This is a genomic window from Haloechinothrix salitolerans (genome assembly GCF_042662605.1).
GTDB classification, from domain to species: Bacteria; Actinomycetota; Actinomycetes; order Mycobacteriales; family Pseudonocardiaceae; genus Haloechinothrix_A; species Haloechinothrix_A salitolerans.
Genome location: NZ_JBHSXX010000001.1, coordinates 5362144 through 5388108 on the forward strand (window position 1 = coordinate 5362144; position 25965 = coordinate 5388108).

At 66.6% G+C, this 25965-nt stretch carries 20 protein-coding genes and 1 tRNA gene; 11 read left to right on the plus strand and 10 right to left on the minus strand.

From position 1 onward, the window contains the following. Window positions 1-21 precede the first annotated feature (21 nt). The 4 genes from ACFQGD_RS25520 (at window position 22) to ACFQGD_RS25535 (ending at window position 4692) form a co-directional block, all read left to right on the plus strand. Entirely contained in the window at window positions 22-906 is an 885-nt protein-coding gene (locus ACFQGD_RS25520; RefSeq protein ID WP_345401824.1) for an SDR family oxidoreductase, read from the plus strand. Next, window positions 903-2411 (plus strand): aldehyde dehydrogenase family protein, encoded by a 1509-nt coding sequence (locus ACFQGD_RS25525; RefSeq protein WP_345401827.1) that lies wholly within the window; start codon window positions 903-905, stop codon window positions 2409-2411. Before ACFQGD_RS25520 ends, ACFQGD_RS25525 begins: the two co-directional genes overlap by 4 nt. Window positions 2412-2540: 129 nt before the next feature. Next, window positions 2541-3680 (plus strand): TetR/AcrR family transcriptional regulator, encoded by a 1140-nt coding sequence (locus ACFQGD_RS25530; RefSeq protein WP_345401830.1) that lies wholly within the window; start codon window positions 2541-2543, stop codon window positions 3678-3680. 142 nt (window positions 3681-3822) lie between these two features. Beyond that, complete coding sequence (locus ACFQGD_RS25535) at window positions 3823-4692, plus strand: hypothetical protein (protein WP_345401833.1); 870 nt, start codon at window positions 3823-3825, stop codon at window positions 4690-4692. A 90-nt stretch (window positions 4693-4782) separates the two neighbouring features. On the opposite strand, the gene ACFQGD_RS25540 is transcribed toward ACFQGD_RS25535, so the two are convergent. After that, entirely contained in the window at window positions 4783-6918 is a 2136-nt protein-coding gene (locus tag ACFQGD_RS25540) for a putative bifunctional diguanylate cyclase/phosphodiesterase (protein WP_345401836.1), read from the minus strand. 338 nt (window positions 6919-7256) lie between these two features. Here ACFQGD_RS25540 and ACFQGD_RS25545 point away from each other — a divergent pair, with 338 nt between their 5' ends. Next, window positions 7257-8030 (plus strand): SGNH/GDSL hydrolase family protein, encoded by a 774-nt coding sequence (locus ACFQGD_RS25545; RefSeq protein WP_345401839.1) that lies wholly within the window; start codon window positions 7257-7259, stop codon window positions 8028-8030. Between the two features lie 30 nt (window positions 8031-8060). Here ACFQGD_RS25545 and ACFQGD_RS25550 read toward each other — a convergent pair whose 3' ends face one another. Beyond that, window positions 8061-10283 (minus strand): S8 family serine peptidase, encoded by a 2223-nt coding sequence (locus ACFQGD_RS25550; RefSeq protein WP_345401842.1) that lies wholly within the window; start codon window positions 10281-10283, stop codon window positions 8061-8063. Window positions 10284-10461: 178 nt separating this feature from the next. Between ACFQGD_RS25550 and ACFQGD_RS25555 the strand changes: the two genes are divergently transcribed. Further along, window positions 10462-11244, plus strand: coding sequence for an ion transporter (locus ACFQGD_RS25555; protein WP_345401845.1), 783 nt, complete (start codon window positions 10462-10464; stop codon window positions 11242-11244). 29 nt (window positions 11245-11273) lie between these two features. Here the strand turns inward: ACFQGD_RS25555 and hrpB are convergent, their stop codons facing one another. Continuing rightward, window positions 11274-13727, minus strand: a complete 2454-nt coding sequence (gene hrpB / locus ACFQGD_RS25560) for an ATP-dependent helicase HrpB (RefSeq protein ID WP_345401848.1) — start codon at window positions 13725-13727, stop codon at window positions 11274-11276. Further along, entirely contained in the window at window positions 13727-14575 is an 849-nt protein-coding gene (locus ACFQGD_RS25565; protein WP_345401851.1) for a glutamate ABC transporter substrate-binding protein, read from the minus strand. The genes hrpB and ACFQGD_RS25565 overlap by 1 nt, the downstream gene beginning before the upstream one ends. Before the next feature lie 221 nt (window positions 14576-14796). Here ACFQGD_RS25565 and ACFQGD_RS25570 point away from each other — a divergent pair. Further along, window positions 14797-14869 (plus strand) — tRNA-Ala (locus tag ACFQGD_RS25570). A gap of 476 nt (window positions 14870-15345) precedes the next feature. Here ACFQGD_RS25570 and ACFQGD_RS25575 read toward each other — a convergent pair. Continuing rightward, window positions 15346-15672: a hypothetical protein gene (locus tag ACFQGD_RS25575; protein ID WP_345401854.1), complete on the minus strand. Its 327-nt coding sequence runs from the start codon at window positions 15670-15672 to the stop codon at window positions 15346-15348. A 439-nt stretch (window positions 15673-16111) separates the two neighbouring features. Here ACFQGD_RS25575 and ACFQGD_RS25580 point away from each other — a divergent pair. Then, window positions 16112-17310, plus strand: a protein-coding gene (locus ACFQGD_RS25580; RefSeq protein WP_345398863.1) for an IS3 family transposase whose coding sequence is annotated in 2 segments (ribosomal slippage) — window positions 16112-16370 and window positions 16370-17310 — 1200 coding nt in all. Because the reading frame shifts where the segments join, the coding sequence is not laid out codon by codon here. 995 nt (window positions 17311-18305) lie between these two features. On the opposite strand, the gene ACFQGD_RS25585 is transcribed toward ACFQGD_RS25580, so the two are convergent. Next, on the minus strand, window positions 18306-18668 hold the full coding sequence (locus ACFQGD_RS25585; RefSeq protein WP_345402491.1) for an immunoglobulin-like domain-containing protein: 363 nt from the start codon (window positions 18666-18668) through the stop codon (window positions 18306-18308). A gap of 411 nt (window positions 18669-19079) precedes the next feature. Between ACFQGD_RS25585 and ACFQGD_RS25590 the strand changes: the two genes are divergently transcribed. From ACFQGD_RS25590 to ACFQGD_RS25600, 3 genes are all read left to right on the plus strand, one after another. Then, window positions 19080-19436, plus strand: coding sequence for a hypothetical protein (locus ACFQGD_RS25590; RefSeq protein ID WP_390221103.1), 357 nt, complete (start codon window positions 19080-19082; stop codon window positions 19434-19436). Between the two features lie 391 nt (window positions 19437-19827). Beyond that, complete coding sequence (locus ACFQGD_RS25595; protein WP_345402485.1) at window positions 19828-20928, plus strand: Glu/Leu/Phe/Val family dehydrogenase; 1101 nt, start codon at window positions 19828-19830, stop codon at window positions 20926-20928. Then, complete coding sequence (locus ACFQGD_RS25600; protein ID WP_345402484.1) at window positions 20915-21217, plus strand: hypothetical protein; 303 nt, start codon at window positions 20915-20917, stop codon at window positions 21215-21217. Before ACFQGD_RS25595 ends, ACFQGD_RS25600 begins: the two co-directional genes overlap by 14 nt. A gap of 389 nt (window positions 21218-21606) precedes the next feature. Here ACFQGD_RS25600 and ACFQGD_RS25605 read toward each other — a convergent pair whose 3' ends face one another. The 4 genes from ACFQGD_RS25605 to ACFQGD_RS25620 all read right to left on the minus strand — a co-directional run bounded on the left by ACFQGD_RS25605 (window position 21607) and on the right by ACFQGD_RS25620 (window position 25952). After that, window positions 21607-21867, minus strand: coding sequence for a hypothetical protein (locus ACFQGD_RS25605; protein WP_345402482.1), 261 nt, complete (start codon window positions 21865-21867; stop codon window positions 21607-21609). A gap of 101 nt (window positions 21868-21968) precedes the next feature. Continuing rightward, window positions 21969-23087, minus strand: a complete 1119-nt coding sequence (locus ACFQGD_RS25610) for an NADH:flavin oxidoreductase/NADH oxidase (RefSeq protein ID WP_345402480.1) — start codon at window positions 23085-23087, stop codon at window positions 21969-21971. After that, the gene (locus tag ACFQGD_RS25615) at window positions 23084-24436 is read right to left on the minus strand and encodes an aspartate aminotransferase family protein (RefSeq protein WP_345402478.1); all 1353 of its coding nucleotides are present in this window, start codon (window positions 24434-24436) and stop codon (window positions 23084-23086) included. Before ACFQGD_RS25615 ends, ACFQGD_RS25610 begins: the two co-directional genes overlap by 4 nt. After that, window positions 24429-25952, minus strand: a complete 1524-nt coding sequence (locus ACFQGD_RS25620) for a CoA-acylating methylmalonate-semialdehyde dehydrogenase (RefSeq protein WP_345402475.1) — start codon at window positions 25950-25952, stop codon at window positions 24429-24431. The genes ACFQGD_RS25615 and ACFQGD_RS25620 overlap by 8 nt, the downstream gene beginning before the upstream one ends. Between the last annotated feature and the right edge of the window lie 13 nt (window positions 25953-25965).

The window sequence follows — 25965 nt, forward strand, 5'->3', positions numbered from 1 at the left end:
CGGCGGAGAGGCAGAACACCGATGGCACGGACAGCGAAGTCCCCTGCGGCGATCAGGAGCCAGCTCCAGGGCAAGATCGTGGCGATCACCGGGGGCGCGCGGGGCATCGGCAAGGCGACGGCCGAGCGGTTCCTCGCCAACGGCGCGACGGTCGCGATTGGCGATGTCGACGTCGAGCTGGCCGAGAAGACCGCCGTCGAACTGGGCGCACGGCCGGGCGCGACGGTGATCGGGCTGCCACTGGACGTCACCGACCGGACGTCGTTCGCCACCTTCCTCGACCAGGTCACCGAGCAGCTCGGCGGACTGGACGTGCTGGTCAACAACGCCGGGATCATGCCGACCGGGATGTTCCTCGACGAGTCCGACGTGATGACCGACCGGATGATCGACATCAACCTGCGCGGGGTCATCACCGGCAGCAAGCTCGCCGGACAGCGGTTCGCCAGCAGGCGCACGGGCACGATCGTCAACATCGCGTCGCTGGCGGGCATGACCGCCGAAGCGGGCATCGCGACGTACTGCGGCACCAAGCACGCTGTGGTCGGGTTCACCGAAGCGCTACGCAGGGAGCTGATGGACAGCGGCGTCAACGTCACCGCGGTGCTGCCCGGCATCGTGCGCACCGAGCTGTCCGCCGGCGCGAATCTGCCGGGCTGGGCGGAGAACATGACCACCGTCGATCCGGAGGACGTCGCCGCCACCGTCGTCAGGGCCGTGGTCAGCAACAAGGGCAGGCTGACCGTGCCGACGTCGTTGACCGCCACGATCAAGTTCATGTCGCTGCTGCCGGAACGGGCGCGCTACGCGTTCGCGCGGGTCACCAAGCTGGACCACGCGTTCAGCGACCCCGACCCGGCGCAGCGGGAGTCCTACCACCGTCGCATCGTCGGAGGTGCCAAGTGAGCATCGAGGTCCGCTCCCCCGCCGACGGCAGCGTGGTCGGTGTCGTCAAGGATCAGCGGCCGGACGAGGTGGCCGAGACCGTCAACCAGCTACGCGAGCACCAGACGTCCTGGGAGGGCGGCGGTTTCGCCGAGCGCGCCCGCTGGCTGCGCCGTTACCGCGACTGGCTGCTGGACAACGAGGACACCATCGCGCGCATCCTGCAGTCGGAGACCGGCAAGCCGTGGGCGGAGGCCACCATGGAGGTGCCGTACGCCGCCGACGTCATCAACTACTACGCCAAGCACGGCGAGCGGTTCCTCACCGACGAAACGCCGAAAGCGCACGGGCCGATGACGCTGACCAAGCGGCAGCGCGCGGTACACCGCCCGTACCCGGTGGTCGGAGTCATCACGCCGTGGAACTTCCCGGTCGCGCTGTCGCTGATGGACGCCATCCCCGCGCTGCTCGCGGGCGCTGCCGTTGTGGTCAAGCCGTCCGAGTTCACGCCGCTGGCGACCAGCACGGCGATCGCCGGTTGGGCGGAGAGCGGCGCGCCGCCCGTACTGACCTGCCTGACCGGCTACGGCGACACCGGCGCGGCGTTGGTGGACACCGTGGACTACGTGCAGTTCACCGGTTCCACCCGCACCGGGACGGCGATCGCGACGCGCGCGGCGGAACGACTGATCCCGTATGGACTCGAGCTGGGCGGCAAGGATCCGATGCTGGTGTTGTCCGATGCGGACCTTGACCGCGCGGCGAACGCCGCCGTGTGGGGCGGAATCTGCAACTCGGGACAGATGTGCACCTCGGTTGAGCGGATCTACGTCGAGGCCCCGGTGTACGAGGACTTCGTCAACCGCGTGGTGGAGCGGGTGCGCGAGCTGCGGCAAGGCACGGATGGCGCGGACACCGACGGCTTCCGCTACGACGTCGGCGCGCTCGCGAACCAGGCGCAGGTCGAGATCGTGCGTCGCCACGTCGATGAGGCGATCGCGGCGGGCGCGAAGGCACTGATCGGCGGAAAGGCCACAGGCACGGGGACATTCTTCGAACCGACCGTGCTTGTCGACGTCGACCATTCGATGGCGTGTATGCGTGAGGAGACGTTCGGGCCGACGCTGCCGATCATGAAGGTGACCGACGCCGACGAGGCGGTGCGGCTCGCCAACGACACGCCGTACGGGCTGTCGGCAACGGTGTTCAGCCGCGACACCGAGCGCGGCGAACGGATCGCGCGCAGACTGGAGGCGGGCGCGGTCAACGTCAACGACGTCTTCACGAACCTGTTCGCGCTACCGCTGCCGATGGCAGGCTGGAAGCAGTCCGGAATGGGCGCCCGCAACGGCGGCCCGCATGGCATCCGCAAATACTGCCGCACGCAGGCGATCGTGTCCTCGCGGGTAGCGCCACGCGCGGAGCCGATGTGGTATCCGTACCGTCCGTTGCGCGGGAACCTGCTGCGCCGGGTCACCCGGTTCGTGATGGCGCGTGACCTCAAGCGGCGGCTCGGCCTGCGCTGAGGCATCGGCCCTTCGCGCTATGGTGGGCCGCGAGCGAGGGCCATCGCGAAGGGACGTCAGGTGCGAGTGAACGCCGCGGCAAGTGCGCAAAACGGCTCGGCGCGACCGCGTAACCGTAAGGAAGTCATCTTGCGCACCGCGACGGAGCACTTCCTGCGCAACGGCTACCACCGGACGTCGATGGTCGACATCGCCGCCACCATCGGCATCACGTCCACCGCGCTGTACCGGCATTTCACCAACAAGGAAGAGCTGCTGACCCGCAGCGTGCTGGACGGCCTCGACGAAATCATTGAAGGCATCGCGCACACCGAGGGCCTCGACGAGCTGATCGACTCGCTGGCCCATGGTGCGCTGGCGCATCGTGGCATGTCGGCGTTGTGGCAGCGCGAGTTCCGCTACCTGTCGAAGGACACGCAGGCGCTTGTGATGCGCAAACTGGTCGGAGCCGCCGCGACCGCGCAGGCGGCGATCGAGCGCGCCAGGCCGGAACTGAGCCACGACGACGCCGAGTTCCTCGGTTGGTGCCTGCTCGCGGTGTTCGAAAGCGTGTCGCACCACCAGGTCATGTTGCCGGAGGAGGAGTTCCGGGCGCTGCTGCGCGCGGTGGCGCATCGGGTCGCGGCGACCGAACTGCCGGCCGATGCCACCGCCGACGAGCAGGACTACGCGATCGATCCGGTCATTCCGATGCCACACGAAGCGTCGGGGAGCTCGCGCAGGGACCGGCTGATCGCGGCGGCGGCGCTGCTGTTCAGCGAGCGCGGCTATGCCTCGGTCAGCATCGACGACATCGGCGCGGCCGTCGGCATCACAGGACCGAGCGTGTACTACCACTTCCGGCGCAAGTCGGACATACTCGCCGACATCATCGACCGTGCGGCGGCGGCGACCGAGCACTACACCGCCGCTGCCATCGACGACGCGAAGAGTCCGGTGGACTCGCTGGAGCGGATGCTGCGGTACTACATCAGCTTCGCGTTCACCCATCGGGATCTCGTGCGTGTCGCGGTGAGTGAACTCACCCACCTACCCGCCGACGTCGCGGCCGGGCACCGCACGCGACAGCGCGAGGGGATCATGACGTGGGCGCGGGCGCTGCTCGCGGTCCGGCCTGACCTGGACATCGACGCGGCACGAGTGGTCGTCCAGGCGGCGATCATGATCATCAACGACGTGGTACGGCTGCCTGGCCTCATGTGGCGCCCCCGTTTGCACGAAGATCTGTTCGCCGCTGGGATGGCAGCGCAAGTGACCCAACGCACATAGAGATTTGGACTTTTTGGGTGTCAGGGCTTTTCTAGATCACCCGAACGGGTACTATCTGAGACCTCCCCCCGACAGACAAACAGACCACTAGCGGCCATCAACTGGGTTATCGGATGGCCGGACGAGAGGTTCCCGCGTGTCTATGAACACGGTTGCACAGCAACGGAATGCACGGAAGTACTGCACCGTCGCCGAGCTCGTCGCGCGCGAACGCGCCGCGTACACCCCGTACCGCAGGCCCCGACAGCAACACAGGGAGCGCCAGTTGCAGCCGGTGACCGAGCTGCTACGGCGCGAGGGTATCGAGTTCGAGGGTGAGGACACCCCGACGCTGGAGATGCCGACCACCAGGATCCACGTCAACCAGCTCATGCGGCGCGAAGCCGAGCCTGCGCAGAGCGCGCCGAGGGCCGCCCGCGGCGTTGGTACGAAGGTTGACGCGGCGGCAGGCACCCAGTCGGACAAGCGCAAGGGCGGCAAGTTCGGTGCCATCAGCAGCGCCGCCGTACTCTGCGGACTCACGGTCGCCGGGCTGATCGCGCTCAAGCCGACCACCGCCTCCGGGCCCGCCGACACGCTCGCCGACGCCGCGGGCACCGGCGACCGGGTGACAAGCGAGGCTCGGCTGGGCGGCGTCCAGCCGACGAGCACGGTGCTGAACGCCAGCAACAACGTCGACACCTCGCAGCGGACCACCGGCGGCGGCGCCGCACAGCAGCAGTCGTCCAGCATCGGCGGCGGCGTGCGGGCGACACAGCAGGCCAGCGAGCCGACCACGGCGGCGCCTGGACCGAGCAGGACGGTCGCCCCCGTGCCCGCTGAGGAGACGCGGCAGTCGGAGCCGACGTCGCGGCAGAGCGACCCGTCTCAGGAGAACGAGGACGACGGTGGCCTGATCGACGACACCGTCGACACGGTCGATGACACCCTCGACCCGGTCACCGAGCCGGTCGAGGACACGCTCGACCCCGTCACCGGCACCATTTCCGGCACCCTCGACCTGCTGGGCTGAGGCAAGCTAGGGCACACGTCGACGTCGCACTCGGCTCCGTCGCGAGCGATCGCAGCGGAGCCGATTGCCGTTCGGGGTGTTACCGCGCCGCTACGCCGAATCCGCAGTGGCGATGCGGTGGGCGAGCAGCGTGGTCGCGTCGTCCGCCGAGGCAGGCGCGCCGAACAGGAAGCCCTGCGCGCTGTCACAGTGCAGCACCCGCAGCGCCTCCACCTGCGCCGGTGTCTCCACACCTTCGGCGGCGACGTCGAGCCCTAGCGAGTGCGCCAGCGAGATGGTCGCCGCGACGATCTTGTCGTGCGCGGGATCGGTCGGCCCGCCCGGCCGCACCGGAGACAGGAACGACCGGTCGATCTTGAGCGTGTGGACCGGCAACCGGCCCAGGTGAGCCAGGTTGGAGTAGCCGGTACCGAAGTCGTCGATAGCGAGGCTGACGCCCGCGGCCGCCAGTTCGCTTAGCGCGGCCAGCGCGCACGAGGTGTCACCCGCTACGGCGCTCTCGGTGAGCTCCAGCTGGAGCCGGTCGGCGGGAAGCCCAGCGTCGTGCAGCGCGCCGAGGACGTCGGCCACGAACGACGCCTCCCGCAGCTGCGTCGCCGCGACATTGACGCTGACCATCACCGGAACGTCGCGGAAGTCGTCGTACCAGCGGCGCGCCTGCGCGCACGCCTGCTCGAGCACCCATCTACCGAGCGCGACGATGTGGCCGGTCTGCTCGGCGAGCGGAATGAACCGGTCTGGACCGAGCAGCCCCAGCTGCGGGTGCCGCCAACGCACCAGCGCCTCGAAACCGCTCACCACCGGATCAGGCAATGTGACCATCGGCTGGTAGTCGAGCACGAACTCACCACGGGACAGCGCGAGCGGTATCGCGGTCGCCAGCTCGTGTTTGGTCGCCTCCTCAGCACCCCGGTCAGGGTCGTAACGCTCCCAACGCGCCCTGCCCAGTGCTTTCGCGCGCTGCAGCGAGATGTCCGCGGCGCGCATCAGCTCGGACGGCGACCTCCCGGCTGTCGCCGTGTGCACCACACCGATGCTGGCGGTGACCCGGTACTCGTCCTCGCCGATGCGGATCGGCGCCGCGAGCGCGTCCAGCGTTCGCTCGGCGTAGTGGGTGACGCGGTCGGCGTCGGTGCCGTCCTCCTCGATGAGCAGGACGAACTCGTCGCCGCCAAGCCGAGCGATCAGCACGCCATCGTCTACCGCCGCCTGCCGCAGCCGGTTGGTGACGGCGATGAGCAAACGGTCGCCGGTGTCATGGCCGAGGCCGTCGTTGAAGCTCTTGAAGCCGTCAAGGTCCACATAGCACAGTCCAGCGAGCCGCTCGGTGCTCGCGAGCCGTTCCAGGAACAACTTGCGGTTCGGCAAGCCGGTCAGCTCGTCATGGCGGGCCTCGTGCCACAACTGCGCTTCCAGCGCACGGCACTCACTGAGGTCGACGACGACACCGATGAGGAAGTCGAGCTCGCCTTCGTCGTCGGTCACCGCCGAGAGCGTGACGTCGAGCCGCTGCGACCTGCCGTCCGCGCTGGTGCGGACGCACTCGGTGCGGAACCGGCCGGTCTCCCCAGCGAGCAGACCCGCCAGGTTCGCGCGAACCGTCGCGGGGAGTTCGTCGGCGATGACGTCGGCGATCGGTAGCCCGGTGCAGGCGTCATCCGCGCTGCCCAATATCTCGGCGAGAGCGGCATTGGCCTCGATCACTAAGCCGTGGGAATCCACGATAGCGATGCCGACGGACGCCTCGGTGAACACCGCGCGGAACCGGGCCTCGCTCGTGCGTCGACGGCTCTCGGACGCCCGCGCGGCCGCGAGCGCCGCCGCCTGCGTGGTGTGGCGTTCCCGCAGCATCCTGCCGCGCAGCGCAAGCGAGAAGCCCTCGGCGACCGCTCCCTGCACCGCCGCGATCTTGGCGGCCGCAGCCTCGTCGTCGAGGCCGAGCACCTCGCCCAGTTCCTGGGCGAAACCGGTGCCCAGCAGCGTGATGGTCCGGTTCAGGGATCGAGCGTTGCGAAAGTTCGCCTCCACCAGCGCCATCCCGACGTCGCGCGCGGTGTCGCGAGCGCGGGAGTCACCGCGCACGGCCTCGAGGAGGTCGCCGACCAACGGTTGCAGCGCGCGTTCGACGTCATCAGGATCCCGCGGCGGAGACGCGGCTTCCGCGAGCGCGGCGGCCCAACGCCGGGTGAACTGGCGTGCTTCAGCGGCGACGGACTGCCGCGGCATCAGATCAGCGTCCTAGTCGATCCGTCCACGCCCACCTCACGCCTCAGGGTCGTCGTACCATACGGAGCGTACAGGTAGGGCTACCCTACAGTGTGATTCGCCGGTATCAAGTCCGTGACAATGCGTGTCGACCCCCGCGCCGCGAGTCCCGCGCTCTGGAGTCCCCCGCTGTGGGACCGCTTGGACCGCTTCACGCCCGCTGTGACAGCGAAACGTCTCCGATGTCCAGTTCTACTTGTCACAGCGGGCGTGAAGCTGGCGCTACCCTCTTGGTGCGCGACCACGTCGTACCCCTGGCGCGCAACGTGGCCGTTACTCCTCCGGGCTATAAAGGAGGAATGAGCGACCCGCAGTATGAGCGTTATGTCGCGCTGGGTGACAGCCAGACCGAAGGCCTGTGCGACGGCGACGAGTCGACTGGCTATCGGGGATGGGCTGACCGGCTGGCCGAGCACCTTGCCGAGCTGAACCCGGACATCCGGTACGCGAACCTCGCTGTGCGCGGCAGCGTCGCCGCCGATATTCGCCGCCAACAGCTGGAACCGGCGCTGGCGATGCTTCCTGACCTGGCCACCGTCGTCGCGGGCATGAACGACCTACTCCGGCCGTCGTTCGACGCCGACGAAGTCGCCGGCGAGATCGAGGCGATGTTCGCCGCGCTGACCGAAGCGGGCGCGCGCGTTGCCACGATCACCTTCCCGAATATCGGTGAGATCGTGCCGCTGGCCCGACCACTGCTACCCAGGGTGATCGCACTCAACGCCCGTATCGACCAGGCCGCCGCACGCCACGGTGTGACCGTGCTTGAGACCTATCACCACAGCGTGACCACCGACCAGCGGCTCTGGAGCCCGGACCGGCTGCACGCCAGCCCACTCGGCCACAGCCTCATCGCGGCGGGCATGGCCGACGCGCTCGGCCTGCCCGGCAGCACCGCGACCTGGTCCGAGCCGCTGCCACAGCCTGATGAGCGCAGCACGCTCGGCACGGCCGCCACCGAGCTGCGGTGGATGGCGACGTTCTTCGGCCCATGGGTCGGCAGGCGCATCCGAGGGAGGTCGTCCGCCGACGGGCGAACCGCCAAGCGGCCGGAGCTGACGCCGCTGCGGTAGAACGGGGTGTAGTGAAGGGCAGCCCTTCACTCACCGGCGCATCGCGAACAACACCGAGTGCGCGATGTCCGTGCCGGTGGAGTCCGTGAGGCGGAGAATGGCGGAGCGCGGGCCGGGTTCCGACGCGCCAGAACCCGACGCGCCGTCACCGCGCCCGCCGGACGGCTCTGGTCCGCCAGTGGCGACGGCACGCAGCGTGATCGACGTCGTCCCCCTGGCGGGGACCGTCACCTCGCTGGGCGCGATAAACCGGACACCCTCACCGACGCGGGAATCGATCGACACCGACAACCGCAGCGCCCGGCCGGTCAAACTGCTCAGCCGCACGGTCGCCTCGACGGGAGCGCGGCCCCGCAGCGTGCCGAACGACGTGCTCACCGGCCCGATCGCCACCCGCGCATGAACGGCGGCGCGCAGGTCGGCTAGCCCAGCACCGGTCACCGTGACGTCGTCCAACACCGTGCGCCCGTCCTCGTACTGGGTCAGTGCGCCCTCGGCGGCGGTGTTCACGACGGCGGAACGGACCTGCGCGGACGTCCACTCCGGGTGCGCGGCACGCAGCACCGCCGCCATGCCAGCGAGGTGCGGCGCCGCCATCGACGTCCCCTGCATGAATGCCCAGCACGAATCGGCGTCGCACTCGGTACCGGGGACGCTGGCGAGCACGTTGGCGCCCGGCGCGACGACGTCCGGCTTGACGAGGCTGGCCTCGTCCGGTGTCGGTCCCTGTCCGGAGAACCCGGCCATGATGTTGTCGTTGCCGGTGCGGAAGTAGCTGGGATCGGCGTCGATCGTGGCAGTGCTTCCGTCAACCGCGAGTACGTCCCGAGCCGCGCCGAGCCCGATCATGTACGCCGGGATCGTCGGCCGCGGCTCGACGGACGGGTCGGCCGCCATCGACGTCGGGTCACCCGCGACGTCGTTGACGACCAACGCGGCGACCGCCCCGGCGTCCTCCACGACACGAACCTTGGCGGAGAAGCTGCACTCGCCCCTGCTGACCACGGCGATCCGGCCGGTGAGATCCATGCCGTCGAGCGGTTCGCACGCGGTACCGAGGCCGTTGACGTCGCCCTCGACGACGTCGAGCGGCGCGGTGCGGTCCGTCCGCACGGTCGGGAATTCCCCGGCGGCGGCGCGGACCGTCCTGTCCTCGACGGTGATGGCGGTGCCGAGGAAGTGGCCGACCGTGGACGCACCTGACGTCAGCGCCCGCTTGGCGGTTCCCGGTGAGGCGACGGTGCCCTCCCCCGGGCCGTCGTTGCCCGCCGCGACCGTGACGACGACGCCCGATTCATCCAGGTTGTTCACGGCATCGGCGATGGGATCTGTTGTGCGTTCGACCGGCCCGCCGAGGCTGAGGTTGATGACGTCCATGCCGTCGCGGTATGCGGCCTCCAGGGCGTCGAGCAGGTCGGCATCGGACACCGTATCGACGTCGCCGGGAAAGACGTTGTAGTTGCCGAGCCGCGCGGCGGGCGCGACACCGGACACCCGGTACGGGACACCCACACCCCGCACGCTCGCGGGGGTGTTCGCGTTGCACGCGACGGTGCCCGCGACGTGGGTGCCGTGCGCGCCGATCGCCTCCGGAGTCAGGCTCTCATCGGAGTTGAACGCACGCGCCACGACGACCTTGTTGTTCGTGAAGCGAAGGTCACCGCGCTGCACGTGCACAGGAAAGTCGGAGTCGTCGAAGCACGAATGTTCGATGTCGATGCCGCTGTCGATGATGCCGACGTCGATGTCGGCGCCCGCGTTGGCGACGCCGCCGACCCGCTCCGTCCGCCACGCCTTGATCGCGTTGATCAATGTCAGGTCCGGGTCAGCGGCGAGTGGTTCATACGACCTGCTGGGGTACACGCCGCGCACTCCCGGCGCGCTCCGCAGGTCGGCGATGCTGGCGCCGTTGAGGTCGACGGCGACGGCGTTGAGCGCGAGGTGATACTCGCGGACCACCGTGGCTGGCACGGCGTCTAGCCAGTCCCGGAACCGATCGTGCTGCGCGGCGAGTCCCTTCCGGACCGCACGCACGGGGGCGGCGTCGAGATTGAGCGGCGGCCCCAGACCCGACGTCTTCGGATGCGTGAGCAGCGGCTTGTCGGTGAAGACGACGATCGCGCTGTCGTTAGCGCGGGTGGTGCCATCAGTGGGCGTGCCGGTCGCCGATGTGAAGAGGCTGCCGACGACGACCGCGCTGGCCACAGCGGCGATGACGCCGACGAACACTCGTCGAGCGCGAGTGGAACTCACCACAATCCTCCCAGCGGAGCGGGAACGAGCACAGTGGACACACACGCCAGAGCGCGGAACCCGCGGCACAATAGCGCACTATCGGGTGACGACACACCAGGACGGCGGGTTTCCGAGGCGTCGGAGATGATCGCGACCAGGCTTATACAGTGAGCCCTCTCACTCGGCGAGGAGGACCATGGCAGAGCCCGCTTCCGGGACCCGCGGCCGTACCCGCATGTCACTGACCGCCCTCGACGACATCGCGATGCTGCTACTCGCGGTGTTCTCGGTCGGGCTGTTGGTGTACGTGACGTTCATCGAGCCGTCGATGTCCTTCGCCCTGTGGGTCATCATCGTGGACACGTCGATCTGTGGTGTGTTCCTGGTCGAGTTCCTGTGGCGGTGGCGTTCGCACGGCTGGGAACGCTGGTTCCCGTTGCGCAACTTCTACGAAATTCTCGGCATGATCCCGTTGGCGCATCCCGCGCTGCGCAGCCTGCGGTTGCTGCGGATCGTCGGCATCGTGGTGCGGCTTGTGCGCGCCACGGACATGGTGTTCGGTAAGCGGTTCACGTACCGGCTGGTGGAACGGCTCGCCGAGCCGATCGTGCTGGCGATCAAGAAGCCGATCACCGTGGCGGTGCTGGACGAGGTCGTGAAAGTGCTCGCTACCGGCCATTACCCCCGCCATCTGGCGAGTTCGCTGCGGGAGAACCACGACGAGCTGCAAGCGTTGATCGCGGAGAAGCTGGACGAGGACCCGCAGCTCGGCAGGCTGAGGCTGGTGCCGTTCCACGACCAGCTCGTACGGACGGTGACCGAGTCGACGATGCGGATCACGCTTGAGGTGCTGACCGACCCGCGCATTGACGAGTTCTTCGCCGACTTCATCCAGCAAGCAGAGGAGCAGATCCGCGAAGCGGTGCAGCGCGGCGAGCACGAGCGGCAGCGGGACGAGGAGATACGGATTCGTAGTTAGCCGCGGGACGCCCCGCCGCGCGGCGACGGTTAGCGACGTCGGTTGGTGCGGGTGGTCGGCTCGGCGGTCAGCGGATCTTCCGGCCAGGAGTGCTTCGGGTAGCGACCGCGCAACTCGGCACGCACCTGGGGATAGCCGTTACGCCAGAACGACGCCAGGTCAGTCGTGACCGCGCACGGTCGGCCCGCGGGCGACAACAGGTGGAGCACGACCGGGACCGCGCCGTCCGCGATCACCGGCGTGTGCGGCCAGCCGAACGTCTCCTGCAGTCGCACCGGCAGTACAGGGTCACCGCCGGAGTAATCGACACGAATGCGCGACCCAGTCGGCACTTCGATACGTTCCGGGGCGAGGTCGTCCAGCCGGGCGGCGTGCTGCCACGGCACGAGTCTGCGCAGCAGGTCACCGGCGTTGAGCTTCCCGAGATCCGCCCGGGAACGAGACGTCGACAGCTCGGGTTCCAGCCATTCGTCCGCTCGCGCGAGCAGGTTCGCGTCGTCCATGGCTGGCCACGGTTCACCCAGCGCGCGATGCAGGAACGCCAACCGGTCACGCAGGTCGGTTGCCTCGCGGGTCCAGTGAAGCAACTCGGTGCCCTCGGCGCGGAGGCCGTCGAGGACGGCGGATCGGATGGCGGCCGGATCAGGGTTGGCGAGTGGCCGTTGGTCGAGTTCGGTCGCACCAAGCCAGTCGCGGTGGCGAGCGCGTACGTCGCCATCCGCCCAGGTGATCTCATCGTCGGTGCGGCGCAGAGCCGCGGCAGCTTCGGTGGCGAGGTCAACGTCGGCCGGTGCCGCCAGCCGGATGACCGCGTGCTTACGTCCCGGCTCGCGGGTGGCTTCCGCGATCGCGAGCCACTCCGCATCCGCCAGGACACCGTCGTGCGGCAGTTCCGCCGCCGTGCCGTTGGCCATGAGGTACACCCGCGTTCCTGGTGCGCGACGTCGTGCGAGGCGTTCGGGGTGTGCGAGCGCGATGACGTGCGCCGGGTCGGGAGTGCCGCTGCCCTGGTCCTTCGATGCGGTGCGCTCCAAGCGCGCGACGTCGTCCCGCCAGCGGCGTGCGCCCGCCGCGTTGCCCCGCCGGAGGGCGGACAGCGCGGTGTCGACGTCCGTCGCTGTGCCCGCACCCACGGTGTCGAGCAGTGCGACCACCTCCGCCGCGCAGCGTCGTCCGGTGTGCCGGGCGCCGTCGAGCAACGCGCGGGCGAGCCGGGGATGCAGGCCGACGCGCGCCATCGCCCGTCCCCGCTCGGTGACCTTCCCACCGTCGTCGAGCGCGCCGAGAGTCGTGAGCACCCGCACCCCGGCGTCCAGCGGGCCGCGCGGCGGCGGATCCCACCAGGACAGGCCGTTGCCGTCCGGCGTTCCCCAGCAGGCGAGTTCGAGTGCCAGCGAGGTCAGGTCGGCGATGGCGATCTCTGGTTCCGGGTAGGCGGGCAACGTGCCGTGCTCATGTTCCGGCCAGCACCGCAGCACCAGGCCGGGCCCCTGCCGCGCCGCCCTCCCCGCGCGCTGCTCGGCGACGGCGGCGCTGACCTGTACCGTCGTCAGCCCGGACAACCCGCGTCGGTGGTCGACGTGCGGCACCCGAGCCCGACCGGAGTCCACGACAGCGCGCACGCCGGGCACTGTCACGCTCGACTCGGCGATGGCCGTCGCCAGCACCACCCTGCGCCGCTGGCCCTCCCGCAGCACGGCGTCCTGCTCAGACCCGGTGAGTCCACCGTGGAGCACCCGGACGTCTACTCCGGATAAATCGCCAAGCAGGTCGGACACCGCGGCGATCTCACCGACGCCGGGCAGGAACGCCAGCACGTCGCCGTCCGATTCAGCCAGCGCGGTACGCACCGCACGCCCGACACAGGCCGCCACGCGCTCACCTCGCGCCGGGGCGACGTGCCGGGACTCGACGTCGAACAGCGGCGTCCGCGCGGTCACGATCGGGGCGGGTGAGGCGTCACCGAGCAGCGACGCGAGCCGGTCAGCGGCCACGGTCGCGGACGTCGCGAGCAGACGAAGGTCGTCGCGCAGACCGCCCCGGACGTCCAGCAGCAACGCGAGCAGCAGATCGGCGTCGAGATGCCGTTCGTGACACTCGTCGAGCACGACGGCGGCGACACCGGGCAAGTCGGGATCGGCCTGCAACCGCCGCACCAGCAGTCCCGACGTCACCACCTCGATGCGGGTGGCGTCGGAGACTTCGCGGTCGCCGCGCACGGAGTAACCGACGGTCTGGCCGACGCGCTCCCCCAGCAGCGACGCCATCCGGCGCGCGGCGGCACGGGCGGCCACACGACGCGGCTCGGCCACGACGATGCGGCCCTCGTAGTCCCCAGCGAGCGCGAGCGGGACGAGGGTAGTCTTGCCGGTGCCGGGCGGCGCGACCAGCACGGCGCAGCCGGTGTCACGCAGCCCGTCGAGCACCTCCGGCACGACGTCGCGCACCGGCAGGTCCGGCAGTGCGGCGAGATGTGTGTCCATCAACCCTCGGTGACGGCGGGCGGCGCTGGCAGCTTGTAACCGGACGCGCCGAGGTGCAGTCGCAGCGACCGTTCCCACTCGCCGCTGCCGATGAACATCCTGATCGCGTCGTTGACCGCGCGCTGACCGCTGTGGTCGTCCTTGCGCAGGCCAATACCGTAACGCTCCTCGGAGAACTGCTGGCCGACCACCTTGAGCAATTCGGGGTTCTGCGCCACATACCCGGCCAGGATGGCTTCGTCCGTCGTCACGGCATCGACCTGCCCGGCGAGCAACGCGGTCACGCAATCGGCATAGCGTGGGTACTCCTTGAGCTCGACGTTCTTGGCGTGGCGCTGTTTGACCCGCTGTGCGGACGTCGAGCCGCTGACCGAGCACAAGGTCTTGCCGTTCAACGCACCGGGGCCGTTGATGCCCTTGGTGCCTATCCGGACCAGGATCGCCTGGCCGGTGACGAAGTACGGACCCGCGAACGCCACCTCTTGTTTGCGCTCCTCGGTGATCGAGTACGTGCCCACGATCATGTCGACGTCGCCGTTCATCAGCGCGGACTCCCGCTCATCGGCGGTGACGTCGACCCACTCGATGTCCTCATCGTCGACGCCCAGCTCGTTCGCGACGAACCGGGCGAGGTCGACGTCGAACCCGACGAAACGGCCGTCGAGTGTCTGTTCCGACATGCCGGGCTGATCGAAGCGCGTTCCGATGGCCAGGCTTCCGGCGTCCTCAGCCTTGGCGACCAGCGAATTCGGCGCCACGTCCGAGCCGCAACCAGCGACAGCCACGGCGACGCAGGTCAGCACAAGAGCGGTGATACGGCTCACGAGCCACGCGCGCCACGCAGTCACCAGGCAGATCGCCTCCTGAGCCCCAGCAGCGAGAAGCCGGACGTCGACAGTGCCGACCGTAGCGCAAGCGACGCCGTGCCAGCTCCCAATTGGCGGTACTCGCTGGGACTTTCTCACGCAGGTCAGCCGCCCCGCGGGGGCCTTGTCCTGGTGTGAGCACGCAACTGCCAACCCCCTGTACGACGGCTAGATCGGCGTGATGTAGCGTGTAGTCATCGCAAGGGGCTGTGGCGCAGCTGGTAGCGCACCACACTGGCAGTGTGGGGGTCACGGGTTCGAGTCCCGTCAGCTCCACTCGTTGTGAACATCGTTTATTCAACCCCTGACCTGCGGGAATGTGGTCGGGGGTTGATCTTATTCTGGCGTCCATAGTGGACTGGGTGCACCGCAACTGGAGCAAAACTGGAGCAGCGGTGCCGGTGTCGCGAAATGGGGTCACGGCACTGCTCCACCGGATTCGTCCGTTTCGTACGCTTGTTGCGAGGCTGGCGTCAGCTGACTGTTGTCAGATCAGGGGCTTGAGGACACCGGTATCGGCATGGGCTCGACCTTGATTGGCGCACATGTCGACGCCACCACCGCCGACACCAACAGCACTACTGCCAGCACGCCCGCCGTGATCCACCGCCTCGTGTGTCTCGGTCTGTTTCGCCGGGTAGTCCTGGCGCCAGTTGCGGCGGTTTGACCGGCGCAAGCTCGCCCCAACACTGAAGACGCGCCGTGGGATTGTCCGTTCCGGCGCGCGACGGCTCAGCGGACTGTGCGCGTGCCTATCCGTGGTTCTCTTCGTCGCTCTCGACGGTGTTGCCGGGCCTGTGCCGTGACGGTGTGGGTGGTGTGCGGTCCGGGGTGCCGCGGCGCGGGTCGACCGTGACTGGCTTGCCCTGTGGGTCCAGCAACGGTTTCCCGTCAGGCCCCATGACGGGGATTTCGCTAGGGAGCTTGTCGTGATCAATTGTGCCGTCCTCCGCTACCCACGGCGGAGCGGGTGGCGGAGGTGGCGGTTGCTCACTGGAGGCGGAGAGCGCGATCGCGACGCCCGCTGTCACGGCCATAGCCGCGAGTCCGATGACGCTGATCGTGACGGTGGTGCGCATCCGCATTTTGTGGCCCCTTTTCCTGCTTCCTGTATCTGTTGGCTAACTTGGCAACCAGTGGTATCCAGACCACACGTCACCGCCCAGCCAGCCACGCACCAAACTGTAGGCGTAGCCGTAGGATACGGTTCCATAATATCCAGACCCGCAGGGCGCGAAACCCCACGTAGTTCTGTATGAATACTTGTGCGCCCAGTTTTTGTTATAGTGCCAATCGCTGGAGTGGCATACCCACCATTCAGTGCCGGTCCATATATAGAAGTCATTCAGCACTGCCAGATGACCCTCTGGCAATTCTGAGCGGTCCAGGCAGTTTTCAACGACATTGTTGTCGTTGTAACCCGCGTACCAATATGCGACCACTCCTTTCGCCATGGGGTGCCCGTTATTTCCCGGACTGTGGACCGCATAGGGTCCGTTCTGGAAGGGATGTTGGTTCGTGGCAAGGAAGTATCAGAAGTACACGCCTGAATTTCGTGAGCAGGCGGCGAAGCTGGTTGTGGAAGGGCAGCGTCCGATCGCTGAGGTCGCTCGCGAGTACGGTCTCGGGGAAACGACCCTAGCTAATTGGGTGAAGAAATACCGCGAGGATCACGCCGGGGACGAGCCGCCGCTGGAATTGTCTGAGCGTGCCGAACTCGCCGAACTGCGTCGCCGGGTGCGCGAGCAGGAGATGGAACTGTCCTTTTTGAAAAAAGCGGCAGCGTACTTTGCGAGGGAGCAGCGGTGAGCGAGAAGTACGAGTTCATCGCCGCCGAGTACGCGCACAACAAGGGCCATAATGTGGCGGACGCTCCCACCCTGACGCAGATGCTGGCGTGGCTGGATGTGTCGAAATCGGGCTACTACGAGTGGTTTCGCCGGCCGCCGTCGGCGACCGAGCGGCGCCGCGAACTGCTCAAGACCAAGATTGAGACACTGTTTGACCTCTTCGGCGGCACCTACGGTTACCGGCGGATCCATGCCGAGCTCGTCCGTGCTGGTGAGCGGGTCGATGACGAGACGGTCCGCCAACTCATGCGCGAGATGGGCCTGGTCACGGTGCAGCTGAAGCCGTACCGCACCACCACCGTCCGCAGCGCTGAACAGCCCGACGGCGTGCCAGATCTGGTCGAGCGGAACTTCACCGCCAACCGGCCCGGGGCCAAGCTGGTCGGCGACATCACGTTCATTTCCACCTGGCAGGGCTGGCTGTATTTGGCGACCGTGATTGATTGTTTCAACAACGAGGTCATCGGCTACGCGATGGCCGATCACATGCGCACCGAATTGGTCACCGACGCCCTCGACATGGCCGCACGAAATCACACGCTTGAGTCGGGCTGTATTATGCACAGCGATCGCGGCACCCAATATACATCGGCCGAATATCGCGCGAAACTGGATGAACTCGATTTGCGACATTCCCTCGGTCGCACCGGGATTTGTTGGGATAACGCGCTCGCCGAGTCGTTCTTCGCCAGCCTCAAAAACGAGCGCGTTCATCATATGGTGTATCCCACACGAAAAAGGGCTTCGACTGATATTGCCCGCTATATCGAACTTCACTACAATCGGCGACGAATCCATTCAGCACTGGGATACAAAACTCCGCACGAAGTCCGCAACGAATACCTGAATCAGCAGTTCGCGGCATAAAAGGACACAAACTCACCAGTCCGGAAAACACGGGGCAGCCCACCACCCCGCCGGGATAAGTGTCAGTGTGGTTTGTTTTCGCTCTCGCTTTGACACACTCGGCCCTGTCTACAACGTACACCGTTTTGAGTTGTGTTTTGGGGTGCGCGATCGCTGATGGTGTCATCACGATGGCAGTGATCGTGGCAAGGACTGTCGCCACGGCACTCAAGGCCGTCAGTCCACGTTTCCTTTTCTTCAAGACTGGCCACCGTGTCCTTTCTATCGGGAACACGTGTCCGTTGCCGCATGATCTACCTCGCCATGGTCGACCTGACCAGGCGTGAGGAATCTATGTTGGCAAGATCGATTGGTGTTCGACTGCTATCGGTCCTGGCAAATGACAGGTAGGGGTGTGTGGCGACCAGGCTCTGCCAGTGGATCTTGTTCGATCGCGACTGGTATGACCAGCGCGCCAGCGAGTGCCGTTCTTGCAGGTAGATAGGTTCGTTCTCAGTGAGCTGTGTGCACTGGTTGCCGTTGTCACCCGTCATCGAGTGAGTTTCAATGGCACGGAACGCCCAGTCGAAGATGCCCCGCCAAAAAGGAAGGAAGATCTTCTTGGCAACGGACAACACGGATTTAATCTCTATACAACGTTTGCCTATAGTCTCTATACAGCGTTCTGTCGCGATAGATCTAACTGGGTGGAAGCTCAGGCGTTCCTGATTACCCCAAGCCCACCCCGTGTAGCGCTCGGCCGCCTCCTGATGCCAGTCATTGCGGAGCGCGCATGAATGCGGCGAAGTTCCTACCCACGCACTGTGCCTGAATCGATCAAATACGCTGTCGTTGTGGCCGCGACTGACATCTGCAACCGTGCGGGTGGAAGGTGCCCAGGCGATCTCGCCGTACTCGCGTGATGGCTGGTGGGGCCACACCCGCAGGGGGACGAGCCGGGGCCAGAACTAGCCGTCCTAGACAGTCTCGGTCGCTTCATCGTTCACGCCAAGCCGCTAATGGACCTCAACCGTGACCGCAGCCACGAGTCGCCGATCGACAGCGCCGCCTTCGTACCTCGCTGACTTCGTGAGGCGGTAGCGGCCCAGCTCGACGAGACCTCCGAACGGCCAGGTCCGCGCGTCGGTGCTCTCACCCGGTCGCAGGAGGATTCCAACGTCGGGCCAGACACCGTGCTGTGTGATCTCGACCCACCGTTCGCCGTTCCACCGCTCCTGGATGATCGGCAGACCTGTCATGACCTCTACGTCACCCCGGTTGACCAGTCGGACGGCAAGCTGCTCTCCAGCGTCCATGGAGCGCGTGTCGAGTACCAGCTGGATCGCCGCCTCACCCTCCGGCGTGTGCAGACGGGTCACATCGCCACGGACGACGTGCCGCGCAGCGTGCGAGGTGGCGCTTGTGTCGCTCCGCAGTGGCGGCTTATCGCCCGGACCGTCATCGACGCAGGCAGCGACAACGACTACTGCGAGGGCGATCGACATCGACACACGGAGACGACGCGTCACAGGCTTCCCCTTCCGCAGCAGCCCCTTGCTCAGAAGACGCAGGTGATGTTCGATGCGTTGCACTGCCCTGGCGTTGCACCGGGTAGCAACCGGATCAGAGCGCAGTCCGATGCGGCGCCCTACTCCAACGCATCGGACTCGAGCAACGGCGCGTGGCGCATTTCATCGACCTGCACCACCCGCAGCTCGACGACGCCCGAACAGAATTGTTCGACGAACTTCGATACCATCGAATCTGTGTTCGAGTGTCTATGTGATCGGGTGGCTGAGGGGCGCGAGAAGCGCTGTCCCCTGCACCCGCTGCTCAGCGTCACCGAAGGCCTAGTCTGGGTACAGCTCGACCATTTGTTCCCGAATGTTCCGCTTGAGTGTCGGAAGCCCAGTGCTGGCGGGCTCAACGTGCGAGGAGATGTCCCCGGCGAGCTACGGAAGTGGGAACGCGCGGCGGATGGTCGCTGGCTCGGTGTCGTCGACTACGCGATCAGCTACACCGACGAGCGTGGGCCCGGCACCATAGGCACGTCGGCGGCGGTGCGCCCGGCACGTGGATCGGTCACCATCGGCAGACAGCACTATCCACATCTGAGCAAGCAGGTCGAGCGCACTTCCAGATCGTGACCAAGGTGCCGATCACCTAACGGCGTTGAGCAGTTCGCGATGGCGAGTGGTCTGGTCCCAGGTGCCACACCAGTCCGGTCGCTCTACAACACCGGTGTCGGGAGGTTGAGGACCGGACCCACCGGCGCGCACGGCTCGGCTGCCACATCTGTCACCGCCGAATGTGAGCCAGGGCCGTAAATCTGACAGATCCTCCGGCGACTCTGACGATATGAGGGCAGGTCTTGTTTTCTTCAGCACGAGGCTATAGAATCGCGGCCATGTCATTTGGACTGATCATTATCGGCGGCGCGGGCTGACGTAACAACAGCCTGCGCCAACCTCTCGTGCGTTCGCACGGGAGGTTTTTTGTTTGCCCAGTCCCGCTCAGAACTCCCACAAGGAGCACCCGATGTCCCTAGTAGTTGAGTCAACTGACCACGAACAGGTGGTCTTCTGCCGTGACCGAGCGAGCGGACTTCAGGCAATCATCGCGATCTACTCGACCGCCCTCGGGCCAGCCCTCGGCGGAACCCGCTTCTATCCGTACGAGTCCGAGCACGAGGCGCTAACCGACGTACTACGACTCTCACGCGCCATGGCCTACAAGGCAGCGTGCGCCGGCCTAGACCTCGGCGGCGGCAAAGCTGTCATCATAGGTGACCCCTCCGAGGTGAAAGGCGAGGCGCTGCTGCGCGCATACGGCCGGTTCGTTGAGTCACTCCACGGCCGCTACTACACCGCCTGCGACGTCGGAACCTACCCCGAAGACATGGACATCATCGCTCGCGAGAGCCGCTACGTCACCGGCCGCACCCGCGCCCACGGCGGAGCGGGCGATTCCTCGGTCCTCACCGCACTCGGCGTCTACCACGCCATGCGCGCGGCCGCCCAGCACACCAGAGGCACCGCTTCCTTGCGCGGGATGCGCGTAGGTGTGGCCGGCGCAGGCAAAGTTGGCCGCAAACTCGTCAAACACCTGCTGTCCGAACAAGCGTCGGTCGTCGTCGCCGACATCAGCAAGGCCGCCGCCGAACACCTACGCAACCGGCACCCGGAAGTCGAACTTGAGGACCCGGAGAAACTGCTGTCCCGTGACCTCGACATCTACGCGCCGTGTGCGCTCGGCGGCGTCCTGAACGAGCAAACCGTTTCCGCGCTGCGGGCGCAGATCGTGTGCGGCGGCGCCAACAACCAACTCGCCCACGACAGCATCGATCAGGTCCTCAACGACCGCGGCATCCTCTACCTGCCGGACTACACAGTCAACGCTGGAGGGCTCATCCAGGTTGCCGACGAGATCAGAGGATTCAACCACGAGCGGGCGCGGGCCCGCGTCAACAAGATCTTCGACACCAGCCTAAAGATCATGACAACGGCCACCGACACCGGCACCACCCCGGCACACGCCGCCGGACTACTCGCCGAGCAACGTATAGCCGAGGTCGGACGACTACGCAGCGTCTGGCTATCGAACCCGGCCTCGAACGGACACGCCCATGCCCAAGTTTGACACCACACCGTTCTCCACTGCCCTGTCGATCACGATAAGGGCGACCAACAACAGCCTCGCCCGTGTCATCGCCCTGCTGCACCGACACGGCGTACACGTCCGGTACCTGAACTGGGACGCACCCGAATTCCACCGACACGGCCACGCCCAGATGATGGTGATCGCCCAATTCCAGCACGACCGCTCACAGAACCTGAAAACCTCGCTCGCGCAACTAGTCGACGTCCTCGACGTGCGAAATCATGACACCACACCACACACAGCCAAAGCAGATTCGGCGTGGTGGTAGCGCGAGACGATTCGGGTACGTTGTCGGGCGCTGAACGATCAGGGACCCTTCGATCAGCGCCCGCAACGCACTCGTGAGCCCCTTCGCACGTGAGTAGTCACTCAGTCGAACGCGAATCTTACTGAACCGTCCCGGGTTTGGCACCCTTTCCCAAGTTGGGGGTCTGTCCGATGAGCGGTTCTGGCGCACTTTCCGTGAACCGCTGCGGCGTGTCTGTCTAGTGTGGACAATTTATATGGAGCGATCTAATCATGTAACGCTCATAATTGTTGCTGTGTAAAGGATATGCTTCCTCATCTCGCGGGTGTGGTGGTCGATTCGGTGAAAGCTCGCGGTGAGGGCACGGAGATTTGGGGATCGGACGATCTCTTCGGTGTAGCACCAACCGACTACCGCCAAAACGCCGGGAACGGGACCCTCCACGCCATCCGAGGGTCGCCCAGCGCCTGGCCGACCGTAGTCGGCGCGCCCGGCGCGCGTGCCTTCTCGAACAAAACCGCTGCGATGCCGGACTCCTCCATGCCGACCTTGTCGAGCTCGCACTCGCCACTGAGGTCCGGGCGGGGCGCCCCGGTGCCGACGAGCGTGATTGCCTTGGGCCCCTTCTCGGGGTCGGTGCGCACGGCGGTATGAGCACCTCCACCGCGCACTCAACAGCGACCCTGCGATTCGCTGGCAGTGGAACTCACGCACTTCCGCAACATCTCCAACACCATCCGGCCCCACAAGGCCCAGTACGCCCCCACCACCGTTAGCTCCCAGCGCCACGTGGCGGCAGTTGAGTAAACGCCCGCGCGTATTGAGGTGCGACTCCGACGGCCTCACCGAGCTCGACGGCTGCGTGCAACGGCCATCGCGGGTTGGCGAGAGCCGCCCGTCCGATCGCCACGAGGTCCGCTTGCCCCCGTTTCAGGATCTGTTCAGCAAGCGACGCCGTCGTTATCAGACCCACTGCCATCGTGGTGATTCCAGCTTCTGTCTTCACAGTTTCTGCGAAGCCCACTTGGTAGCCAGGGCTCAACTCGATGCGCTGCTCGGGGGAGCTTCCCCCACTGGACAGACACAGATAGTCGCAGCCACGCGAAGCAAGTTCCGATGCAAACGCAACCGTATCTTCAAGCTGCCATCCCTGTGGCGTCCAGTCTGTGGCACTCACCCGCACACCCAACGGCTTGCCGGAGGGCCAAGCTGCCCGCACTGCCTCGAACACCTCCAGCGGGAAGCGCATGCGTGCCGAGCGGGTTCCGCCATAGCGGTCGGTCCGAGCATTGCTGTGGGGAGAGAGGTACGAGTGCAGCAGGTAGCCATGTGCGCTGTGCAGTTCGAGAAGGTCGAATCCGATGTCGTCAGCACGCCGCGCGGCATCGGCGAATGCCCTGAGCAGCTGCGACATTTCACTCTTGGACAACGGATGCGGGACGTTGTTGCCTGGGTAGGCGATAGCGGATGGAGCAACTGGATCCCATAGTCCCTCCGCCGGCTGGCGATGAGCCTTCCACGGGACCGGGCGACCGGCTTTTCGTCCCATGTGTGACAACTGGATCCCAAATTTCGCCGGCGCAAGGCGCCTGCAGAACGACAACACATCGTGCATCGCCGCTGCATGTTCGTCCGTCCACAACCCAGTGCAGCGGTCGCTGGCCCTGCCCTCCGGAGATACAGCCGTCGCCTCCATGATGACCAAGCCCGCTCCGGAGAGAGCGAGCGTCCCTAGGTGCATCTTGTGCCAATCCCCCGGTATGCCATCGGCGCTGGCAGAGAACATCCCCATCGGGGAAATCACGATCCGATTGTCTAGCTCCAAAGTATTCAGCTGGATCGGTCTGAACAGCAGCGACCCTGAGGTGCTCGTCGGTGCGGCCGGGCTCACTGCGCACTCACCCTGGCCTCCGTCAGCGCCTTGTCGAGGATGGCCAGTCCCTGGCGCGCCTCCTGGACGGTGGTCGTGAGCGGCGGGACGATGTGGATTCGGTTGAAGTTAACGAAGGGAAGCAGCCCACGACGCTTGCAGGCCGCCAGGATCGCCGCCATCTCCGGACTGCTGCCACCGTACGGCGCCAGTGGCTCGCGGGTCTCCTGGTCGGCCACGAACTCGATGGCCCAGAAGGCCCCAGTGCCGCGCACCTCACCGATCCAGTCGTGCTTGTCCGCGAGCTCGCACAGGCCTGGGCCGAGGACCGTGTCACCGAGATCGGCCGCGTGCTCGACGATGCGGTCGTCCTCCATCGCGCGGATGGTGGCGACGGCGGCGGCACACGCGAGCGGGTGCCCGGAGTAGGTCAAGCCACCCGGGTAGGGCCGATCGGTGAACGTGTCGTAGATGGCTTCGTTGATGGCCACCCCGCCGAGCGGCACATAGCCGGAGTTGACACCCTTCGCGAAGGTGAGAAGGTCCGGAACGACGTCGGCGTGCTCGAGGGCGAACCACTTGCCCGAGCGGCCGAACCCGGCCATCACCTCGTCGGCGATGAACACGATGCCGTGCCGATCGCACAGGTCGCGCACGCCTTCGAGGTAACCCGCGGGTGGGATCATGACGCCCGCGGTTCCCGGAATGGGCTCCAGGACGACCGCGGCGATGGTGCTCGCCCCCTCGAGGGTGATCACCTGCTCGAGGTGTTCCAGTGCCCGCTGGCACTCTTCTGCCTCAGTGGTGGCGTGGAACGGGCTCCGGTAAAGGAACGGTCCGAAGAAGTGCACCGTGCCATCGGAACCGTTGTCGCTAGGCCATCGACGGGGGTCGCCGGTGACGTTGACGGCCAGATGGGTGCCGCCGTGGTAGGAGCGGTACGTCGACAGCACCTTGTGCTTGCCGGTGTGCAACCGCGCCATCCGGATCGCGTGCTCGTTAGCATCGGCTCCACCGTTGGTGAAAAAGACCCGGTTCAAGTCGCCCGGCGTGTGCGAGGCAATGAGGCGAGCGGCCTCCGAGCGGGTACCGTTGGCGAACTGCGGCGCGACCGTGCAGAGCGTGGCCGCCTGATCCTGGATCGCGGAGACGATCCGCGGATGCTGGTGGCCGAGGTTGGTGTAGACCAGCTGGGAGGTGAAGTCCAGCAGTCGATTGCCCTCGGCGTCCCAGACGTGGGAGCCTTCGGCCTTGGTGATGACCATCGGGTCCAGGGTCGCCTGCGCAGACCAGGAGTGGAACACGTGGGCGCGGTCGAGCTCGTAGGCCCGGTCGGCGTCGTTGAGTGCGGTGACGGTTGTCTCAGACATTTTGCGGGAACCCCAGCTCGAGGCCACCCTCGGGACGAGCGGCCGGGTTGATCCAACGGGTGGTGACAGCCTTGGCGCGCGTGAAAAAGTGCACGCCCTCGGTGCCGTGTGCGTGGGTGTCGCCGAAGAGCGAGCGCTTCCAGCCGCCGAAGGAGTAGTAGGCGACCGGTACAGGAATCGGGACGTTGACGCCGATCATGCCGACCTCAACGTCCTCCTCGAAGCGGCGGGCGGCACCACCGTCATTGGTGAAGATCGCGGTGCCGTTGCCGTACGGGTTGGCGTTGATCAGCGCCACGGCCTCGTCGTAGGACTTGGCCCGTACGACGCAGAGGACCGGGCCGAAGATCTCCTCGGTGTAGATATCCATGTCCGGCGTGACGCCGTCGAAGAGCGTCGGGCCCAGCCAGAAGCCGTCCTGCTCGCCGCGGGGCTGCACCTGCCGACCGTCGATCACCACCTTGGCGCCGGCCGCCTCACCGGAGTCGATGAAACTCGCGACGTTGTCGCGGTGGGCCTTGGTGACCAGCGGGCCCATGTCGGCTTCCTTGCCGTCGACTGTGGCAGCCTTGCTGCCGTCACCGATCAGCAGGGTGCGAGTGCGGTCCACGATGCGAGCGACAAGCTCGTCAGCGATGGGCTCGACTGCGACCAGCACGCTGATAGCCATGCAGCGCTCACCCGCGCTGCCGTAGCCGGCGTTGACCGCGGCGTCGGCCGCGAGGTCGAGGTCGGCGTCGGGAAGGACCACCATGTGGTTCTTGGCGCCGCCGAGAGCCTGGACGCGCTTGCCGTAGCGGCTAGCCTCCTCGTAGACGTAGCGGGCGATCGGGGTGGAACCGACGAAACTGATCGCCGCGACATCCGGGGACTGCAGCAGCGCGTCGACCGCGGTCTTGTCGCCCTGAAGCACGTTGAAGACCCCGTCCGGGAGGCCGGCTTCCTTCCAGAGCTCGGCGAGCCAGAGTGAGGCCGAGGGGTCCTTCTCGCTGGGCTTGAGTACGACGGTGTTGCCGGCGGCGATCGCGACCGGGAAGAACCACATCGGCACCATCGCCGGGAAGTTGAACGGGCTGATGATGCCGACCACGCCCAGAGGGTCACGCTTGGAGTGCACGTCGACACCGGTGGAGGCATTCTCGGTGTGGCCGCCCTTAAGCAGGTGGGAGATGCCACAAGCGAACTCCACGACTTCCTGGCCGCGTGCGATCTCGCCGAGCGCGTCCGAGTAGACCTTGCCGTGTTCGGCGGTGATCAGGTGCGCCAGCTCCTCCTTGCGGCTGTTGAGTAGCTCTCGGAAGGCAAAGAGGACCTGGGTGCGCCGAGCCAGCGAGGTCTCGCGCCAGGTCTGGGATGCAGCCTTGGCAGAGGCGATGATATGCGCCGCGTCCCCCGTGCTGGCCAGGGCAACCTGCCCGGACGCCTTGCCGGTGGCGGGGTTGGTGACATCGGCCCACTGGTCCGAGGTGCCGTCGTAGATGGCTCCGTCGCGCCAGTGGGTGATGATGTTCGTCATGGCATGGTCCCTT

What these genes read in the sequence shown, in the direction of transcription:
- ACFQGD_RS25535 (WP_345401833.1), top strand. Translation starts at nt 3,823, where the DNA reads ATGAACACGGTTGCACAGCAACGGAATGCACGGAAGTACTGCACCGTC.
- ACFQGD_RS25575 (WP_345401854.1), bottom strand. Translation starts at nt 15,672, where the DNA reads ATGCGCACCACCGTCACGATCAGCGTCATCGGACTCGCGGCTATGGCC.
- ACFQGD_RS25555 (WP_345401845.1), top strand. Translation starts at nt 10,462, where the DNA reads ATGGCAGAGCCCGCTTCCGGGACCCGCGGCCGTACCCGCATGTCACTG.
- ACFQGD_RS25545 (WP_345401839.1), top strand. Translation starts at nt 7,257, where the DNA reads ATGAGCGACCCGCAGTATGAGCGTTATGTCGCGCTGGGTGACAGCCAG.
- ACFQGD_RS25600 (WP_345402484.1), top strand. Translation starts at nt 20,915, where the DNA reads ATGCCCAAGTTTGACACCACACCGTTCTCCACTGCCCTGTCGATCACG.
- ACFQGD_RS25595 (WP_345402485.1), top strand. Translation starts at nt 19,828, where the DNA reads ATGTCCCTAGTAGTTGAGTCAACTGACCACGAACAGGTGGTCTTCTGC.
- ACFQGD_RS25520 (WP_345401824.1), top strand. Translation starts at nt 22, where the DNA reads ATGGCACGGACAGCGAAGTCCCCTGCGGCGATCAGGAGCCAGCTCCAG.
- hrpB (WP_345401848.1), bottom strand. Translation starts at nt 13,727, where the DNA reads ATGGACACACATCTCGCCGCACTGCCGGACCTGCCGGTGCGCGACGTC.
- ACFQGD_RS25620 (WP_345402475.1), bottom strand. Translation starts at nt 25,952, where the DNA reads ATGACGAACATCATCACCCACTGGCGCGACGGAGCCATCTACGACGGC.
- ACFQGD_RS25615 (WP_345402478.1), bottom strand. Translation starts at nt 24,436, where the DNA reads ATGTCTGAGACAACCGTCACCGCACTCAACGACGCCGACCGGGCCTAC.
- ACFQGD_RS25540 (WP_345401836.1), bottom strand. Translation starts at nt 6,918, where the DNA reads ATGCCGCGGCAGTCCGTCGCCGCTGAAGCACGCCAGTTCACCCGGCGT.